This window comes from Pseudomonas sp. BF-R-24 (genome assembly GCF_019947335.1).
In the GTDB taxonomy this organism is placed as follows: Bacteria; Pseudomonadota; Gammaproteobacteria; order Pseudomonadales; family Pseudomonadaceae; genus Aquipseudomonas; species Aquipseudomonas jessenii.
In genome coordinates this window covers 16326-32776 of the sequence record NZ_JAGYGG010000037.1, presented here as the reverse complement: position 1 = coordinate 32776, position 16451 = coordinate 16326, and the positions used below count along the sequence as shown (strand labels likewise).

The window sequence follows — 16451 nt, the reverse complement described above, 5'->3', positions numbered from 1 at the left end:
TCTTGCTCAGCCCATCAAACCGGCGGCAACCGCCACTCGATCGGCGTCTCGCCATTCTGTTCCAGAAATTTATTGGTCCGGCTGAAGTGCCCGCAACCGAGAAAGCCGCGATAGGCCGACAGCGGTGACGGATGCACCGAGGTCAACACCAGATGCTTAGTCGCATCGATCAGCTTCTGCTTGCTCTGGGCATGGGCGCCCCACAGCATGAACACCAGGTGCGGTTGCTGCTGGCTGACCACTTCAATGACCCGATCGGTGAAAAACTGCCAGCCCTTGTCCTTGTGCGCATTGGCGTTGGCACGCTCGACGGTCATGGTGGTGTTGAGCATCAGCACGCCCTGATCGGCCCAGCTTTGCAAGTAGCCATGGTTGGGAATGTCGATGTTCAGGTCGCGTTTGAGCTCTTTGTAAATGTTCACCAGCGACGGCGGCGCCGGCACGCCCGGTTGCACCGAGAAGCACAAGCCATGGGCCTGGCCCGGGCCGTGATAAGGGTCCTGCCCGAGGATCACTACCTTGACCTTGTCCAGCGGCGTGGAATTGAGCGCGTTGAAAATCATCGGCCCCGGCGGATAGATCTCCTTACCGGCCGCCCGCTCCTGTTGCAGGAAGTTTCGCAACTCTGCCATGTAGGGCTGGTCGAATTCGGCACGCAGTGCCTCCTTCCAGCCCGGTTCGAGTTTGATACGGTCGTCAGCAGTCATGGTTACATCCGGAAAAAACAATGGGGCGAACCCTAGGAAAGCGCATCACGCTTGTCAATTGATCTGACGCAGATCCGGCACTTTCCCACACAGCGATCATACTTAACCCTCAAATTCCCGATCGAGGTCACGATGAATCTGCACTTCGAAGAACTCACCGGCACCGACGGCGCGCGCATCGGCATCGCCAGCCTGGATGCCGAAAAGTCCCTGAACGCCCTGTCCCTGCCGATGATAAACGCCCTGCGCGACCGAATGGGGGCCTGGGCCAAGGACCCGCAGATCGTCTGCGTTCTGTTGCGCGGCAATGGTGCCAAGGCCTTTTGCGCCGGCGGCGAAGTGCGCAGCCTGGTGGAAGCCTGTCGCGTCCATCCGGGCGAAGTACCGCCACTGGCCGCGCAGTTCTTTGCTGCGGAATATCGCCTGGACTTCAAACTTCATACCTACCCGAAACCGCTGATCTGCTGGGGCCACGGCTATGTGCTCGGCGGTGGCATGGGACTGTTGCAAGGGGCAGGCATTCGCATCGTCACGCCGAGCAGCCGCTTGGCCATGCCGGAGATCAGCATCGGCCTGTACCCGGACGTTGGCGCCAGTTGGTTTCTGTCGCGCCTGCCCGGCAAGCTCGGGTTGTTCCTGGGCCTGACCGGTGCGCACATGAACGGCCGCGATGCCATTGACCTGGACCTGGCCGATCGTTTCCTGCTCGATGAGCAGCAGCCGGAATTGATCGAAGGCCTGTTGCAATTGAACTGGCAGGAACAGACGCCCATGCAGCTCAACAGCCTGCTCAAGGCCTTGCAGCAGGAAGCCGTGGCGCAGATGCCCGAAGCCCAGTGGCTGCCGCGCCGCCAGCAGATCGACGAACTGCTGGATGTCAGCGACGTGCGTTGCGCCTGGAAGGCCATCAGCGCCTTGCGCGATCACACCGACCTGTTGCTGAGCCGCGCCGCCAGGACCCTGAGCGAAGGCGCTCCGCTGACCGCTCGTCTGGTGTGGGAGCAGATCATTCGAGCCCGACACCTGTCATTGGCCGAAGTCTTCCAGATGGAATACACCCTGAGCCTCAACTGCTGTCGGCATCCGGAATTCAGCGAAGGCGTACGTGCCCGGCTGATCGACAAGGACCAGAAGCCGCACTGGCACTGGCCGGACATCAACAACGTGCCGGACGCGGTGGTAGAGGCGCATTTTCACAAGGCTTGGGAAGGTCGGCATCCGCTGGCGGATTTGTCCGAATACTGAAAACTGCACACAACACTGTGGGAGCGGCGGTGCGACGATTCGACTTGCTCGCGAAAGCGTCATCTCAGCAACATTGATGTTGACTGACACTCCGCCTTCGCGAGCAAGCTCGCTCCCACATTCAGAGTTGTGTTTTGTACAAAGCTATCGGTGGCCGCCCCGCCCGCTGCGATAGCCTCGACCGTTACCGCGATAGTCGTTGTTCCAGTTCCCGCGGTTACGGCCGTCCCAGCCATGGTTGTGATGCGTGCGGTAGTCGCCACGCGACGGCTGATAGTAACGAGGGGCCGACTGGTAATGGCGCGATGGTTGATACATCCGCGGCTGCGAGTAATAGCGCGACGGTTGATAGATCCGTGGCTGTGAGTAATAGCGCGGTGTCGGCTGGTAATACCGCGCTGGCGGCACGTAGTACCGGGGCGGCGGTGTGTAGTAACCGCCACCATTGGAGTAGTAGGAACTCCCCCCGGCGTAATAGGTTGGCGATGGCGAGGTATAGACCTCGGAACTGTAGTAACTGCCTCCTTCATCGTAATAAGGCACGCACCCACCAAGGGACAATCCCAACACAGCTAACAGAAGAATTCGACAGAGCATGGCGGCCTCCTGGACCGCGGGTAAGCCACACCAGCGACGCTGGCAGGCGACAGACAAATGTTCGGTGACTGTCGAAAGATCAGACACCGAATTCGGAATCTGGTGCGCCCTCGAAACAAGTGGAAACATCTGGCCGATGAAAGGTTTTTCATCCATTCGCGCCCTGATTAACGGTGGCCACCTCGATGTCCACCGCCATGATGTCCGCCGCCGTGGCCACGGTAGTAACCATGCCCACCGTAGTAATAGGCGCGATAACCACCGTAATAACGCGGACCGTAGTAACCGTAGTAATAGGGCGAGTAGTAGCCGGGGTAGTAATAAGGTCCCCCGTAGACGTCGGCAGGACCGGCGTAGTAGTAGCAGCCAGACAATCCAAGACCCAGTACCGCACCTAACAATAATCGACGCAACATGGCGGCCTCCGTAAAGACCTGTAACAGCAGTCGGCACGCTCCGACTTACACCTGTTTTGACTGGCAATCCCCTGCCAAGTGCGACGTCACACCCACCGTCTGATCAGCGGCGGACAGGTTCCAATGCGGTGCACACGAGCACCATCAAAGTGCCGCCTCATTCACGCTGGCGGCGGGCGTAACCCTTCGTGGAATGTGGGAACGACCATTCGCGGCACACATAGAGCAGTTATTTCCCCGCAGTGCCATTAGAATGCGACCATCGGATGACTGCCAATGGAACTGCCATGCCGCTTCGCTCGCCGCTGTACTCTCAACGTTCGTTGGTGCTCACGCTGGTCGCGTTGCTGGGCGCAGGTTTCCTCGCCACCTCCTTCCTCAGTTACTACGCCTCCCGGGCCTCGATCCGCGACAACATCGTCAACACCGAACTGCCGCTGACATCGGATACGGTCTACTCGGAAATCCAGAAAGACCTTGTCAGGCCGATCCTGATTTCCTCGATGATGGCCCGCGACACCTTCATGCGCGACTGGGTGGTCAATGGTGAACAGGACTCCGACCAGATGACCCGTTACCTCAACGAGGTCATGACCCACTACGGCGCCTACACCGCGTTCTTCGTCTCCAACACCAGCCTGACCTACTACCACGCCAAGGGTGTGCTCAAGCAGGTCAAGACCACCGAGCCCCGCGATGCCTGGTACTTTCGCGTGCGGGACATGAAGGATCCGTACGAGATCAACGTCGACCCGGATCTCGCCAACAAGGACAACCTGACCTTCTTCATCAACTACAAGGTCTACGACTACAACAGCCGATTCATCGGCGCGGCCGGGGTTGGCCTGACCGTCGACGCCGTGATCAAGCTGATCGACAAGTACCAGCAGCGTTATCAACGCAGTGTGTATTTCGTCGACAACTTCGGGCGCCTGGTACTCACCGGCGCCGAAGGGGGGCCGCAGGGCGCGCACATCGGGCAGAAACTCAGTGAACTCGACAGCATGAAAGACCTGGTCAGCCGGCTGCCCAAACCCCACAGCGGCAGCTATGAATACTCCGTGCAGGGCCAGGGGCATTTCCTCAACGTGCGGTTTATCCCGGAGCTGAACTGGTACCTGTTCGTCGACAAACGCGAAGACAGCGCCCTCGGTGAAATCCGCCAGTCGCTGTACCTCAACCTGCTGATCTGCCTGCTGGTCACCTTGATCGTGCTGGCCCTGCTCAACCGGGTGATCAAACGCTATCAGGACAAGATCCAGGCCCAGGCCATCCTCGACAGCCTGACCGAACTGCCCAACCGTCGCGGCTTCGACCTGCTGGCCGCGCAGGCCATGCACGAAGCCCGGCGCGAGCCCAAGCCGCTGACCGCTTTGCTGCTGGACCTGGACCACTTCAAGGCGCTGAACGACACCTACGGCCACCTGGCCGGCGACCAGGTACTGATCGGTTTCGCCCGGGATCTGGAAAGTTGCCTGCGGCACTCCGACATCGTCTGCCGCTGGGGTGGTGAAGAGTTCATCGTGCTGCTCAAGGACACCGACGGTAAGACAGGTCTGATGATTGCCGAGAAAATTCGTCAGCACGTAGAGGAACAGCGCTATGCCTACAACAGTCAGGCCTTGCATGTGACCGTCAGCATCGGCATCACCACCCAGCAGCCCGATGATACCTTGCACAGCCTGCTGTCACGGGCGGATCATGCGATGTATCGGGCCAAGCAAACTGGCCGTAACCGAACCTGCGTGGAAAAACCTCACTTCAGCTATGAACCAGCCTGACTTCTGCCCGGCCTGCGGTGCACCCAACGACTGCACCCTGGCCGACCCGCGAACCGCCGACCGCGCCTGCTGGTGCTACGGCGTCAGCATCGACCCGGCTGTGCTCCAGGCGCTGCCGGTGGAACTGCGCGACGCCTCGTGCCTGTGCCCGCGCTGCGCTGAGGTCGAGGCGCAGTTGCAAGCAGCGTCCGGGTCGATCAAGTAAGATGCGCGCCCCTGTCCTTACCGATCCTTAAGTCATGCGTGTCGACCGTTTCCTCAGCAACCTGCCGTGCTTCAACCGTAAGCAGGTACGCCTGTTGCTGGTGGAAAAACGCGTCAGGGTTGACGGAAAAGTCGTCAGCGACCCGCACAGCGAAGTCCGCGAATTCAGCCGCGTCGAAGTCGACAACGAGGTGCTGCAAGTCGGTAAACCCCTGCGCCATTTCATGTTGCACAAGCCCGCCGGATGCGTCAGCGCCACCCGGGATCCGCAGCACCCGACCGTGCTCGATTTGATCCATGAACCGGACAAGGACGAACTGCACATCGCCGGACGCCTGGACTTCAACACCACCGGCCTGATGCTGATCACCAACGACGGCAGCTGGTCGCGGCGCCTGACCCAACCGCAGACCAAACTGCCCAAGGTCTATTACGTCGAAACCGAGCAGGACATCGGCCCCGAATACGCGATCAAATTCAACGAAGGGCTGTACTTCGCCTTCGAAGACCTCACCACGCAACCCGCCGGGCTAGAGCTGCTCGGGCCAAAATGCGCACGCCTGAGCATCGTCGAGGGCCGCTATCACCAGGTCAAGCGCATGTTCGGCCACTTCGACAACAAGGTGATGCGCCTGCATCGCGAACGCATGGGGTCACTGGTGCTCGACGACACCTTGAAACCGGGCGAATACCGCCCGCTGACCGACGAAGAGATCGGATCGATCTAAGCGCGCGACCGCTCAGCAGAAAGTTGTCGAACAATTTACCAACGGCACTTGCGCAATGATGTGACCCCTGCTTGAATCAGGACGTCGGCCGAAATGTGACCGACGAGTCACCCCATACTTCTAAGAAACTTTTTGCCGGTAGGAACCCAAGGGTTCCGGCCTCATCCGGCAGACTGCCCGCCAATAACAATACCCGTCGACCGGACTGCAATGGATCGACATGGGCCTCTCAAATTCCAGGCGTATGCCTACCTGTCACAAAGCTCGTGCAATCTCATTTGCGCGCATACCCGCTTGCCAGGAGTCTTATGACATGAGGCCAGAAATCGCTGTGCTGGATATACAGGGTCAGTATCGGGTTTACACGGAGTTCTATCGCGCAGACGCCGCAGAGAAGACCATTATCTTGGTCAACGGCTCGATGGCCACGACTGCGTCGTTTGCACAAACCGTGAAAAACCTCCATCCGCAGTTCAACGTCGTCTGCTACGACCAGCCCTACGCGGGCCGGTCAAAAGCCCACAACCTGCATGAAAAAATGCTCACCAAGGAAATCGAAGGACAGATCCTGCTTGAGCTGATCGACCACTTCGCCGCCGAGCACGTGCTGTCGTTTTCCTGGGGCGGTGCCGCGACCATGATGGCATTGTCGCAACGGCCACGGCGCATCGAAAAAGCCGTGATCAGCTCGTTCTCCCCGGTGATCAACGCGCACATGCTCGACTACCTCGAGCGCGGCGTCGAACACCTCGGCAACCTGGATCGCGACCGGGTCGGGCACCTGGTGAACGACACCATCGGCAAACACCTGCCGTCGTTGTTCAAGCGCTTCAACTATCGCCACGTCAGCTCTCTGGCCGAACATGAGTACGGGCAGATGCACTTCCACATCAGCGACGTGCTGCACAGCGATCGCCAGTGCTACCTGCACGCGGCGAAGAAAATCGACGTGCCGGTGCTGTTCCTAAACGGCGAATGGGACGAATACACCGCCGCCGACGACGCCCGGTTGTTCGCCGGCCACGTGCAACACAGCACGTTCAGCACCATTCAGGCCACTGGCCACTTTCTCGACATGGAGCACAAAGCCGCCTGCCGAGACAGCCGCAACGCACTGATGGGCTTCCTGAAACCAGCGCAACTCGAAAGCCGACCGCGTTACCACAACGTCCAGGAACACCATGCATTGGCAGGCTGAAGTAGCGTCATCGCGAGCAAGCCCCGCCCTGCTGCGTTAAACGTATTGCGCAGGCGCGAGGCTTGCCCGCGATCGACCGTCATGCGGTCCGGGCTTTTTTGTCACTTCTGCGTTAAACCCGCTCCACGTAAAGAAAAACTTCAAATCCGCAGCCGTATCTGGTACAAAGTCAGCGCTCTGAGCGGGTGTCGTATAATGGCATTACTCCAGCTTCCCAAGCTGATAACGAGGGTTCGATTCCCTTCACCCGCTCCAATCGAATTTTGATCTCACGTCAGGGTGGTTTTGACGGGGGATGCAGAGACAGAAAAAACCGGCCTTGATGGCCGGTTTTTTTGTGTCCGGGATTTGGTGGATTTTGCTTCTTCAGCCATTCCGCCATTTTCCCTGATCGATTAGCAAGTGCCCTTGGGCGATAGCGTCTATCCTGAGACCTGTTAGCGTTTTTTTCGAAAAGCACGGATTTGTTATCAAATTCAATCCGATATTAGTGTTTTCACCGTTTCGAAATTAGCGTTTTCGCATAAGATCAAGGTTCTGTTAGCGTTTTTCTTGCCCCAGTAAAGGATTTCGTCAATGCAAGTCGGTTTCAAGACCCTCGCGACCCGTTACGACATCGCACTGGCACAGCCTCTGCGCGTCGAATCCATGATCGGCACTGTACGTGTCAATCGCGAAACCGACGGCAATGTGGAGAACCGATACCCGACAAGCTATCGGCCCGCAGACGATTTCGCAGGACATTTCGAATTCGGCCTCAAGTACGAAGAGATTCACCTCGAGTTCTTCGCCCGCCTGTTTGCAGCCATAGGCCCGCAGCCTGTCGAAGAGTGGTGTCGACGGGAGCCTTTCGGTCAATACGCCCGCCGCACGGGGTTCCTCTACGAGTGGCTGACAGGCGAACGCCTGGATGTGCCTGACGTGACCAATGGCGGCTATGTTGATGTACTTTCGCCCCAAGATTATCTGACTCGTCGCGAAGCTCTGCGAACTCGTCGTTGGCGCATCAACAACAACCTGCCGGGGACGGCTGAGTTCTGCCCCTTGGTTCGTCGTACGGTGCCAGTGCGAGAAGCTCTGCAATTCAATCTGCGCGAAGCATTGGGTGAATTGGATCAGGCCTTTGGTGCCGACATCCTGATGCGTACGGCCAGTTGGCTGACGTTCAAGGAATCGCGCGCGAGTTTTCTCATCGAAAAGGAAGCCGACCAGGCGGATCGCATCCAGCGGTTTGCCCATGTCATTGCCCAGTACTGCGGTCATATCAAAGACCCGTTGAGCAACGACAGCCTGCATTCCCTGCAAGCTGGCATTCTTGGACACGACGCCATCGGACTGGGCTTGCGGCGCTCTCCCGTATTTGTGGGGCAAGCCACGATGCGCGAGGACATCGTGCATTACATTGCCCCCCATTTCGCAGACCTCGTTCAGCTCTTGGCAGGCCTCAACGAGTTTGAGGTCGCAACCCGTGGCGCTGAGTCAGTGGCACGTGCCGCAGTGTTGGCATTTGGCTTCGTGTACATCCATCCCATGCGCGACGGAAATGGCCGGATTCACCGCTTCCTGATCAACGACACCCTGGTTCGGGACAAGGCTGTGCCCGACGGCGTGATATTGCCGGTCTCTGCCACAATCACAAGCTCGATCGACTTCAGGGCCGGCTACGATCGTACGCTCGAAGTATTCTCGCGACCGTTCATGCGACGTTACGCGACGGCCCATCGGTTCGGCGAACTCGTGACCTACGAGGACGGTACTCGCAGCAACTTCATCTTCGATGAATATGAGGACGCGCGTTTTGCCTGGCGCTATCCCGATCTGACCGAACACGTCCTGTACACCGCACGCGTTATCGAGCACACGATTAAAAAGGAAATGGCGGATGAAGCCAGAGTACTGGTGATCTTTCAGCGAGCGCAGGAACAGTTGAAAGAGGTATTGGAAATGCCAGACCAGGACGCGAATCGCATCATTCGCTCTATCAAGGAGAATGGCTGGACGGTGTCGGGCAAGCTGAAGAAAGGGTATCCGCAACTTGAAGATGAGCGCGTGGCAGAGCGCGTTGTGGAGGCTGTGCGTTCTGCGTTTGAGGATTGAGAGATGGGAGGTGGATTAAGTAAAAAAAGGCACTTTTAGCCGTTTTTTGTACCCGGAATTTGGTCGAATCATGACCGATCCAGCTCTACGTTGATAAACAAATCCGTCACCTTTTCCCGGGGATGTAGAGACAGAAAAAACCGGCCCAAGTGGCCGGTTTTTTTATGGGCTGGACTTGGGTTGTTCCCCTCATTGAATGCTTCAGCGGAATTGAAAAGACACAAAAAATCTTCCTCCCTCTGTTGTCGCAGTTGCGGCTGGGCTGTAATCAACGCTCGTATCCATGCCCAGTACGATCAGATCAACGCGGAGACCGTGAAATGAGCACTAATCCTATTCGGAGCCAAGAAGACCTCACCGCTGCATTTGCTCGCGTTAAGCAGTTGTGGGGGGCTGAAATCGGCTCGCCTGAAGGCGATGAGCTGGAAATTCTGGCGCTGCTTATCGAAAAATATGAAGACCAGCATTATCCGATGCCGCCCTCAGAACAGGTTGCCTGACGGGAGATGCCAAGAAAGAAAAAACCGGCCCAAGTGGCCGGTTTTTTGTGCGCGGGATTTGGTGATGCGCCTGCCAACGCTAATGTTAAGGCCCCGGTTTTAAAGGCCGAACGGAGATCAACGTTAGAAAAAGCAACGTCCTACACGACACTGGGAAATGTCCGTAGACTTGCGCATTGCTGTGCCTTTGTCATGAGACCTATAGTCCGAGCGCGTCCAAATGGCGTATCGGGTTTGGCGACTCGATGACAAAGCATAGGAACCTCCGAGCAATCTCGGAGCGTTTCTGAACGCACTTGGCTACCTGTTTATGGTGGCTGTGCGTGGGAGACCTTTGGGTCTACCGGTTTGCCTTGTCCCGGTTCGCCAACCTGCGTACAGCTACCACCTTTTGTTTGGCGACACTGAGTGGTAGTTCACTTCAATTCAAGGAATCACTCATGAATGAATATATGGCTTTAACCAGTAACGCCGACGACCTCCCCTCTCTCTACGTCAACACCACCCAACCCCTGCATTCCCTGCTCAGCACCGCCAGCTACAGAATTCGCGCCGTGACGCAGCTCCTTGAAAACCTCGCGATGCGTGGCGACCTGACCTCCGACACAGTGGTCCTCAGCGACTTCGCATTGCTCTGCTGCGTGCCATTGCGCGATGGTTGCGATGTGCTGGACGTTATCGCTCGACGCATGGATGCAGAACCATCCTGACAGTCCACCCGGCGCCTTTCGGGGGCGCCCTTTGGGGTTCATAACCTCACCCGCTGTGTTCACGGAGGACCATGAACATGTTTTACCCGATTGCGATTTTCATGGACGACGAACATGCGTGGGGCGTTGAAGTCCCGGATGTGCCAGGTTGTTTTAGCGCCGGTGAAGATCTGGAAGATGCAATAGCCATGGTTCAACAAGCCATTGAGGGGTATTTCGAGATGCTCGCCGAGAACGGTGCACCCTTCCCCTCAGCCAGCAGCGTTACCCTGCACACATCTAATCCAAAGTACGCTGGCTGTACGTGGGCACTGGTGGAAATCGACGTGATCGAGTAACTGATTGGAGCCCCTGATATGACTCAAAACAGTGGGTTGGTGTTCAGCGCTGAATGTGACCCTGCCACCTGGACGCTCATATCTTTTGCGTATAGATCACCGCAAGCGAGTAAAGAAGCCGTAGAGCTGCGTTGAGCCCAGCAACAGTTCCCTTATTCTCCCGGCTCATCCTTCGCCTGGAGATCAACATGCACAATTCAGAGTTGGGAATCATGATCATTTCATTGATCGGGTTGTTCGGCTTTGCGTCCTTTGCCTTTGAGTACTTGAGTGCCCGGCGCTCAAAAAAGAACAAGCCACAGTGATTTTTCAAAACCATAAAAAGGGGCAGATGACGCTCGTCAACTGTCCCTGTTTTGCTTCAGCGGGTCGCGACGATAAACAGTCGCGGAAATGGTAACAGCACCGAACCATCGGCCATGGCCGGGTACGCCCGCTCGATAGCAGTCTGATATTGCTTCAGATACTGCGCCCGTTCCGCCTCGTCCAACGGATCGAGAAACGGTCGCAAGCCACTGCCCTTGAACCACTCCACCACGCCAGACGCACCGCCCGCGAGCGGATGATGGTAAGTGGTGCGCCACACATCGACGCGGGTGCAACAGGCTTTCAAAATCGAATAGTAGCCACTGGCATCGGCCATTTCGGTCCTCTGCCCGGCGGCACCTGCCAGCTTGCCGACCCATGGGCCATCAGCGGCGACTTCACGCATCAAGCGGTGCGAGTGTTCATTCAGGTTGTCAGGCATCTGGACGGCCAGGCTGCCACCCGGCGCCAGTTTGCTCACCAGCGATGGTAGCAAGGTGGCGTGATCAGGCACCCACTGCAACACCGCGTTGGCGAAAATCACATCGAACGGGCCACTGTCATTCCAGGTGTCGATGTCGGCGATGTCGAACTGCACCTGCGGCAAGCGCTTGCGCGCGGCGTCGATCATGTCGCTGGAACTGTCCAGCCCACGCACCGTGGCATCGGCAAAGCGCTCCACCAGCAACTCGGTGGAGTTGCCGGGCCCGCAACCGATATCGATGGCCAAGCGCACGTCCCCGGCAGGGACGGCCGCCAGCAGGTCACGGGCGGGACGGGTGCGTTCATCTTCAAAAGCGACGTACTGTTTGGCGGACCAACTCATTGCGTTCTCCTGTCGGTACGTTGTCCTCGGGACGGTACGATACCGCGGCGAGCACCGCTAAAGGTTTCAGAAAATAACCTTTTCGATCACGTCGAGTGTTTGACCTCAATGGCCTGAATCCAACGCATAACCCCAAGCCGCATCTGGACCAATGCTGAACAGAAAAACGGCGCGTGACTGAAGCCCCGCGCCGTTTGTGTTCAAACCTTCAGGTCAACGACTGGCTTGCAACGCCTTGGCCATTTCCAGGTGATTTTGCAATTTAGGCAGGGTTTCTTCGGCGAACGCCTTGATTTGCGGCACGTCGGTGGTCTGCGCCTCCTGCTGCAGCTGTTCGATGGCTTCCTGCGTGGTCTTCACCTGACTGGCGGTATAGGCCTCGTCGTAGGTCGCCCCATCCAGGACTTGTGGCATCAGGGTTTTGGCCTTTTCGACAATCTCTTCCCGGGGGGCGACCGGTATATCCAGTTGTTTGGCGATTTTCGCCAGGTGCTGGTTCGCCTTGGTGCGGTCGTTGATGACGATAATGGTGTAGTCCTTGACCTCTTTGGACTCGGCTTTCTGGTGCGCCAGGCGACTTGCTTCAATATCGGCAATACCTTTTGCCGAGGCCTCGTCGATGAACTCGGCAGTCGACTGGGCAAAGACGCCGCTGGCAAACAGGCCCAGTAACGTGGCAAGACTGGTACTACATAATCGGGTGGCCATCCGGTTCATGGTCGCGCCCTCCTCTTCAAATTCAAACGGGAGCTTTCGCCCCCGCTTCTCAATCAAAACCACCATCATCCATTACTTGGATTTCTGTCCGGGCTTGCGGCCCATGTCGGGTTTCGCAGGCTCTTTGTCGACAGTCGTCGTGGTGGTTTTCCCACCCTTGCGACCGGCTTCAGAGGCCTTCGTTCGATCGTTGGCGAAGTTCCCCGAGTTCGAGTTTCTTGAATTAGGCATGATTCTCTTCCTCTTGGTGGTAGTCGCAGCGAGCTGTAGCCCGCATAGAATCTGAATTTGCGCGCCCCAAAAGGTTTAGAAAATTACGTGGATACCACGACGAACGGTGCGCGGTTTTTCAGACCAGTCGCAGGTGATGCTCGCGTTTGGCGCAGTACATCGCCTCGTCGGCATGCCGGAACAATTGCTTCTCTTCGGTGCCGTGATCGGGGTATCGGGCGACGCCGATGCTGGGCTGGATATTCAGGCTGTGCCCGTCCAGGCGCAGGGGCTGAGCCAGGACCTGACGGACTTTCTCGACCACAAGGTCGGTATCGTCCGCCGCGTGAATGCTGTGCAGCAACACCACGAACTCATCGCCGCCGATGCGGGCCACGGTGTCGATTTCCCGCACGCAGCCCTTGAGCCTGTTGGCCACCGCTTGCAACAGCATGTCGCCGACCGCGTGCCCATGGGTGTCGTTGACTTGCTTGAAGCGGTCAAGGTCGACGTACAGCAGCGCCATGCGCCCGCCGCCCTCCCGGGCCACTTGCAGTGACGCCTTGAGCCGTTCGCGCAGCAGCTCGCGGTTGGGTAACTGGGTCAGTTGGTCGTACTGGGCCATGTGTTGCAGGCGGGCGTGCAATTGCTTGCGCTCGATGGCGGTGGCGACCTGGGCGCAGACGTATTGCAGCAGCTCCTTGTCTTGCTCGGTGTAGCGTTCGCCGCCCGGAATGCTTTTGACGATCAGCGCGCCGATGGTGCCGTTTTGCGAACTCAGCGGCACACCCAGCCAACAGGGTGCGTTCTGTTCGGTCTGCAGCATTTCGAAGCCGGCAAGAGGTGGGCACTGGCCCGGAGTCAACAGGATCGGCTGCCCCGTGCAGATCACCTCGACACACAGGCGCCCGGTCATGGTTCCAGGCTGTTCGGGCTGTGGCTCGTGGTCATCGACGTGATAGGGAAAGTTCAGCTGTGCGCAGTGCTGGTCGTACAGCGCCACGGAAAAACTCAATGCCGGCAGCCATTCGCCGATGATCATGTGGATGCGCTTGAACAACGCCAGCAGATCCTCTGCCGCATGGGCCGCTTCGGAAATCGCATACAACGCTGCCTGCCGGGACTCGGCCTGCTTACGCTCGGTGATGTCACGAGCAACGGCGATGCGCAGTTGATCGTCCTCGGACCAACGTGCCGACCAGAGGATGTGCACCACACTGCCATCCTTGCGCAGGTAGCGGTTTTCGAAGTTGAGCTTGGGCTCACCGCCCATGATTTCCCGGGCGGCGTCGAGGGTGCGCTGGCGATCGCCCGGGTGCACCATGTCGATCATCGCCTCGCCGATCATCTCATCGGCGCTGTAGCCAAAAATGCGCTCGCATGCCGCGCTGACAAAGACGAAGCGGCCCTGCTTATCCACCGCACAGACGGCGTCCAGCAACAGATCGATATAACTCGCCAGCGGCGCGGAATTCCGGTTTTCCATGGTTCAGCGTGGGTGCCCCGATAATGCAGCGCTCTTCAATCATCCCTGCCCCGTCAGCCTTGCATCCCTGTGATTACATTCAAGCCTTTTCCGGCATCAGCCCCGGCAACGCATGGACCAGCGCATTGATGGCGAAACCGATGAACATTACCCCGCACAACCGGGTGATTGCCAGTTCATGACGCTGGTACAAGGTGCGCACTCGCCGTGCACCGACGATGCCGATGAGAATAGCGTAGGCGAGCAACCCGCCGACGAAACTCAGGGCGATCAGCGCCGGCAGCATTGACCAGTTGAGCAGTTCCGCGCGACTCGACAGCAATGCCGTGAACGTCGCCACCGCCACCGGATAGGCCTTGGGATTGGTCAGGCCAAACAGGATACCGTGCCAGAACGGCTGCCGTGCCGGGCCCTGCGGCGCATCAGCGCTGCTACGCCGGGCGCGCACCGCACGCCAGCCGAGCCAGAACAGGTACAGGCCGCTGAGCACACCGAGCACGTCGAACGCCGTACTGCCGATCTCCCGCGCACCGACAATCGCAATCAGCGCCGTGCTGCACCAGACCACATCACCGAGCAAATGCCCGCACAGAAACCCCGCCCCGGCCCGTCGCCCATGGGCCGCGCCAATGCCGAACACCGCCAGCACACCCGGTCCCGGGGTGATGCCGTAGATAAAACCCGAGGCAAGCACGGCCATTAGCAACGATGGGGTCATGGGGAGTCCTTTTGAAGGGCTTGGTGAATGGTGGCCAGTTTATATCAGGTCATTGCCTGTCGACTGAAACATCTCGACAGACGAACGGGCTGGCCCCGCTTCACTGATGACGGTGTAGTATGTTGTATTACAAACCACTACATCGAGACCACCATGTCAGTTATGTCCCTGCGCATACCAGACGAAATCGCCGATACTCTCGCGAGTCTTTCCAAAGCAACGGGCCGCAGCAAATCATTTCTGGCCGTGGATGCGCTGCGTGAGTACCTGGCCCGTGAAGCGTGGCAAATCGAGGAAATTCAGAAAGCCTTGAAAGAAGCCGATGACGGTGACTTCGCGACACAAGAAGACGTGAACGCAATTGCAGACAAGTGGACGGCGAATGCGCGTTGAGTGGTTGCGTACGGCGTTAAAGAATCTGGATGACGAAGCCGCGTACATTGCCATCGAGCATCCAAAAGCTGCAGCAGATTTTGTCCAGGCAATTCTCGCCAGTGTCGATCACCTTGCCCGATTTCCAGCGACGGGCCGCGAAGGACGCCTACCCGGTACCCGGGAATGGGTCATGCCTGATCGCCCCTATTTGATTCCCTACCGGGTTCGCCAAGGTCGGCTTCAGGTACTACGGATTTTTCATACGCGTCGCCTGCCACCTTCCAATTGGTAAAGGCCATTTGGAAAAGCCTCTAGCGTTCGATCCCCTCCCCAACCCTGCGATTCAACCAGTTCAACGCCTGATCCCCACCCCGCCGTTTATGCCACGCCAACACAAAGGTGAACGACGGAATGTGAAACGGCGGTGGCACGACAACCAATGAAGACTGATCGATATCGCGCAAGCCACGCGACGCGACGGTGAGAATCAGGTCGGTGCCGCTGATGAGCTGCGGGGCGACGCTCCAGTGCGGCAGGCTGACAGCCACACGCCGGCGTTCGCGCAACGCAGTCAATGCACGCTCGATTTCCGGGGTGCCGCTGCCGCGCATTTCCAGCAGGACGTGAGGCCGAGCCAGGTAAGTGGGCAGGTCGAGGCCACCATCGGCGGGCAGGCTGTTGCGGTCCACCAGGCAGGCATAGTGCTCTTCGAACAGGGGCGTGCTGCGCAACTCATGGGGCATTTCCGGGAATACACCGGCGGCGACATCAATGTCACCGTTGAGCACCCCTTCGAGCATGCTTTCGCGGCTTCCATGGCTGATTTGCAGGTCGATGCCCGGCGCTTCGCGGCGCAACGTTCGGATCAGTCCCGGCAAGACAATGGCGGCGCCGTAGTCGGACATCGCCAGACGGAAGGTGCGCTGGGTGGTCGCGGGATCGAAGGCGTTCGGCGCCAGCAGCGCTTGCACCTGGGCCAGGGTTGCGGCCAGCGGTACCACGAGTTCCAGCGCTCGCGGAGTCGGCACAAGACCGGCACCGGCGCGCACCAGCAGCGGATCGCCGAGCAGGTCACGCAAGCGCGCCAGCGCATGGCTGACCGCTGGCTGGCTCAAGTGCAGACGCTCGGCCGCCCGGGTCACGTGTTGCTCGCTGAGCAAGGCGTCGAGGATCACCAGCAAGTTGAGGTCGATACGGCGAAGATTATTCATCTGCTGCATGTTCTGGATAACAAAACGGAATTTAAATCTGCTCGACGAATACCCTAGAGTCCAGCAAAACCTGTTGGAGAT

18 protein-coding genes, 1 tRNA gene and 2 pseudogenes are annotated in these 16451 nt (G+C 58.3%); 12 read left to right on the top strand and 9 right to left on the bottom strand.

Going from position 1 to position 16451, the window contains the following annotated elements:
- Nucleotides 1–14: 14 nt before the first annotated feature.
- On the bottom strand, nucleotides 15–707 hold the full coding sequence (gene ung / locus KGA98_RS23300) for a uracil-DNA glycosylase (RefSeq protein WP_008050720.1): 693 nt from the start codon (nucleotides 705–707) through the stop codon (nucleotides 15–17).
- A 132-nt stretch (nucleotides 708–839) separates the two neighbouring features.
- On the opposite strand from ung, the gene KGA98_RS23295 reads away from it, so the two are divergent.
- On the top strand, nucleotides 840–1952 hold the full coding sequence (locus tag KGA98_RS23295) for an enoyl-CoA hydratase/isomerase family protein (protein ID WP_057716035.1): 1113 nt from the start codon (nucleotides 840–842) through the stop codon (nucleotides 1950–1952).
- A gap of 144 nt (nucleotides 1953–2096) precedes the next feature.
- On the opposite strand, the gene KGA98_RS23290 is transcribed toward KGA98_RS23295, so the two are convergent.
- Together KGA98_RS23290 and KGA98_RS23285 are read right to left on the bottom strand one after the other, a co-directional pair.
- On the bottom strand, nucleotides 2097–2549 hold the full coding sequence (locus KGA98_RS23290; RefSeq protein ID WP_150814277.1) for a DUF1517 domain-containing protein: 453 nt from the start codon (nucleotides 2547–2549) through the stop codon (nucleotides 2097–2099).
- Between the two features lie 167 nt (nucleotides 2550–2716).
- A complete protein-coding gene (locus KGA98_RS23285; RefSeq protein WP_102672051.1) occupies nucleotides 2717–2965 on the bottom strand; it encodes a hypothetical protein in 249 nt (82 codons plus the stop codon).
- Nucleotides 2966–3252: 287 nt separating this feature from the next.
- On the opposite strand from KGA98_RS23285, the gene KGA98_RS23280 reads away from it, so the two are divergent.
- From KGA98_RS23280 to KGA98_RS23240, 9 genes and pseudogenes are all read left to right on the top strand, one after another.
- Nucleotides 3253–4746, top strand: a complete 1494-nt coding sequence (locus KGA98_RS23280) for a sensor domain-containing diguanylate cyclase (protein ID WP_223504043.1) — start codon at nucleotides 3253–3255, stop codon at nucleotides 4744–4746.
- Entirely contained in the window at nucleotides 4733–4951 is a 219-nt protein-coding gene (locus KGA98_RS23275; protein ID WP_154947601.1) for a cysteine-rich CWC family protein, read from the top strand. Before KGA98_RS23280 ends, KGA98_RS23275 begins: the two co-directional genes overlap by 14 nt.
- Before the next feature lie 34 nt (nucleotides 4952–4985).
- On the top strand, nucleotides 4986–5678 hold the full coding sequence (locus KGA98_RS23270; RefSeq protein ID WP_102672061.1) for a pseudouridine synthase: 693 nt from the start codon (nucleotides 4986–4988) through the stop codon (nucleotides 5676–5678).
- 313 nt (nucleotides 5679–5991) lie between these two features.
- A complete protein-coding gene (locus KGA98_RS23265; protein ID WP_090453634.1) occupies nucleotides 5992–6876 on the top strand; it encodes an alpha/beta fold hydrolase in 885 nt (294 codons plus the stop codon).
- Nucleotides 6877–7057: 181 nt separating this feature from the next.
- A tRNA-Gly gene (locus KGA98_RS23260) sits at nucleotides 7058–7131 on the top strand.
- A gap of 321 nt (nucleotides 7132–7452) precedes the next feature.
- The gene (locus KGA98_RS23255) at nucleotides 7453–8973 is read left to right on the top strand and encodes a Fic family protein (RefSeq protein ID WP_223504041.1); all 1521 of its coding nucleotides are present in this window, start codon (nucleotides 7453–7455) and stop codon (nucleotides 8971–8973) included.
- A gap of 320 nt (nucleotides 8974–9293) precedes the next feature.
- Nucleotides 9294–9467: pseudogene (locus tag KGA98_RS23250) on the top strand (transcriptional regulator); the annotation flags it as partial.
- Nucleotides 9468–9913: 446 nt separating this feature from the next.
- A complete protein-coding gene (locus KGA98_RS23245; protein ID WP_057716042.1) occupies nucleotides 9914–10183 on the top strand; it encodes a hypothetical protein in 270 nt (89 codons plus the stop codon).
- 77 nt (nucleotides 10184–10260) lie between these two features.
- A pseudogene (locus tag KGA98_RS23240) lies at nucleotides 10261–10512 on the top strand (type II toxin-antitoxin system HicB family antitoxin); the annotation flags it as partial.
- 370 nt (nucleotides 10513–10882) lie between these two features.
- Here KGA98_RS23240 and tam read toward each other — a convergent pair.
- The 5 genes from tam to KGA98_RS23215 form a co-directional block, all read right to left on the bottom strand.
- A complete protein-coding gene (tam, locus tag KGA98_RS23235; protein ID WP_090453628.1) occupies nucleotides 10883–11653 on the bottom strand; it encodes a trans-aconitate 2-methyltransferase in 771 nt (256 codons plus the stop codon).
- A 213-nt stretch (nucleotides 11654–11866) separates the two neighbouring features.
- Nucleotides 11867–12370, bottom strand: coding sequence for a DUF4142 domain-containing protein (locus KGA98_RS23230; protein WP_223504039.1), 504 nt, complete (start codon nucleotides 12368–12370; stop codon nucleotides 11867–11869).
- Nucleotides 12371–12442: 72 nt separating this feature from the next.
- Nucleotides 12443–12601 carry a KGG domain-containing protein gene (locus KGA98_RS23225; RefSeq protein ID WP_007976786.1) on the bottom strand — a complete coding sequence of 53 codons (159 nt, stop codon included), beginning with the start codon at nucleotides 12599–12601 and terminating at the stop codon, nucleotides 12443–12445.
- A gap of 118 nt (nucleotides 12602–12719) precedes the next feature.
- Nucleotides 12720–14066 carry a bifunctional diguanylate cyclase/phosphodiesterase gene (locus KGA98_RS23220; protein WP_154861760.1) on the bottom strand — a complete coding sequence of 449 codons (1347 nt, stop codon included), beginning with the start codon at nucleotides 14064–14066 and terminating at the stop codon, nucleotides 12720–12722.
- 79 nt (nucleotides 14067–14145) lie between these two features.
- On the bottom strand, nucleotides 14146–14784 hold the full coding sequence (locus KGA98_RS23215; RefSeq protein WP_090453620.1) for a LysE family translocator: 639 nt from the start codon (nucleotides 14782–14784) through the stop codon (nucleotides 14146–14148).
- Between the two features lie 153 nt (nucleotides 14785–14937).
- Here KGA98_RS23215 and KGA98_RS23210 point away from each other — a divergent pair, with 153 nt between their 5' ends.
- Together KGA98_RS23210 and KGA98_RS23205 are read left to right on the top strand one after the other, a co-directional pair.
- Nucleotides 14938–15177, top strand: coding sequence for a CopG family ribbon-helix-helix protein (locus tag KGA98_RS23210; RefSeq protein WP_154861762.1), 240 nt, complete (start codon nucleotides 14938–14940; stop codon nucleotides 15175–15177).
- On the top strand, nucleotides 15167–15451 hold the full coding sequence (locus tag KGA98_RS23205; RefSeq protein ID WP_223504037.1) for a type II toxin-antitoxin system RelE/ParE family toxin: 285 nt from the start codon (nucleotides 15167–15169) through the stop codon (nucleotides 15449–15451). Before KGA98_RS23210 ends, KGA98_RS23205 begins: the two co-directional genes overlap by 11 nt.
- A 19-nt stretch (nucleotides 15452–15470) precedes the next feature.
- Here KGA98_RS23205 and KGA98_RS23200 read toward each other — a convergent pair whose 3' ends face one another.
- Nucleotides 15471–16379 (bottom strand): LysR family transcriptional regulator, encoded by a 909-nt coding sequence (locus KGA98_RS23200; protein ID WP_223504035.1) that lies wholly within the window; start codon nucleotides 16377–16379, stop codon nucleotides 15471–15473.
- Between the last annotated feature and the right edge of the window lie 72 nt (nucleotides 16380–16451).

What these genes read in the sequence shown, in the direction of transcription:
- KGA98_RS23280 (WP_223504043.1), top strand. Translation starts at nt 3,253, where the DNA reads ATGCCGCTTCGCTCGCCGCTGTACTCTCAACGTTCGTTGGTGCTCACG.
- KGA98_RS23200 (WP_223504035.1), bottom strand. Translation starts at nt 16,379, where the DNA reads ATGCAGCAGATGAATAATCTTCGCCGTATCGACCTCAACTTGCTGGTG.
- KGA98_RS23230 (WP_223504039.1), bottom strand. Translation starts at nt 12,370, where the DNA reads ATGAACCGGATGGCCACCCGATTATGTAGTACCAGTCTTGCCACGTTA.
- KGA98_RS23295 (WP_057716035.1), top strand. Translation starts at nt 840, where the DNA reads ATGAATCTGCACTTCGAAGAACTCACCGGCACCGACGGCGCGCGCATC.
- ung (WP_008050720.1), bottom strand. Translation starts at nt 707, where the DNA reads ATGACTGCTGACGACCGTATCAAACTCGAACCGGGCTGGAAGGAGGCA.
- KGA98_RS23210 (WP_154861762.1), top strand. Translation starts at nt 14,938, where the DNA reads ATGTCAGTTATGTCCCTGCGCATACCAGACGAAATCGCCGATACTCTC.
- KGA98_RS23265 (WP_090453634.1), top strand. Translation starts at nt 5,992, where the DNA reads ATGAGGCCAGAAATCGCTGTGCTGGATATACAGGGTCAGTATCGGGTT.
- KGA98_RS23220 (WP_154861760.1), bottom strand. Translation starts at nt 14,066, where the DNA reads ATGGAAAACCGGAATTCCGCGCCGCTGGCGAGTTATATCGATCTGTTG.
- KGA98_RS23215 (WP_090453620.1), bottom strand. Translation starts at nt 14,784, where the DNA reads ATGACCCCATCGTTGCTAATGGCCGTGCTTGCCTCGGGTTTTATCTAC.
- KGA98_RS23205 (WP_223504037.1), top strand. Translation starts at nt 15,167, where the DNA reads ATGCGCGTTGAGTGGTTGCGTACGGCGTTAAAGAATCTGGATGACGAA.
- KGA98_RS23285 (WP_102672051.1), bottom strand. Translation starts at nt 2,965, where the DNA reads ATGTTGCGTCGATTATTGTTAGGTGCGGTACTGGGTCTTGGATTGTCT.
- KGA98_RS23245 (WP_057716042.1), top strand. Translation starts at nt 9,914, where the DNA reads ATGAATGAATATATGGCTTTAACCAGTAACGCCGACGACCTCCCCTCT.
- KGA98_RS23290 (WP_150814277.1), bottom strand. Translation starts at nt 2,549, where the DNA reads ATGCTCTGTCGAATTCTTCTGTTAGCTGTGTTGGGATTGTCCCTTGGT.
- KGA98_RS23225 (WP_007976786.1), bottom strand. Translation starts at nt 12,601, where the DNA reads ATGCCTAATTCAAGAAACTCGAACTCGGGGAACTTCGCCAACGATCGA.
- tam (WP_090453628.1), bottom strand. Translation starts at nt 11,653, where the DNA reads ATGAGTTGGTCCGCCAAACAGTACGTCGCTTTTGAAGATGAACGCACC.
- KGA98_RS23270 (WP_102672061.1), top strand. Translation starts at nt 4,986, where the DNA reads ATGCGTGTCGACCGTTTCCTCAGCAACCTGCCGTGCTTCAACCGTAAG.
- KGA98_RS23275 (WP_154947601.1), top strand. Translation starts at nt 4,733, where the DNA reads ATGAACCAGCCTGACTTCTGCCCGGCCTGCGGTGCACCCAACGACTGC.
- KGA98_RS23255 (WP_223504041.1), top strand. Translation starts at nt 7,453, where the DNA reads ATGCAAGTCGGTTTCAAGACCCTCGCGACCCGTTACGACATCGCACTG.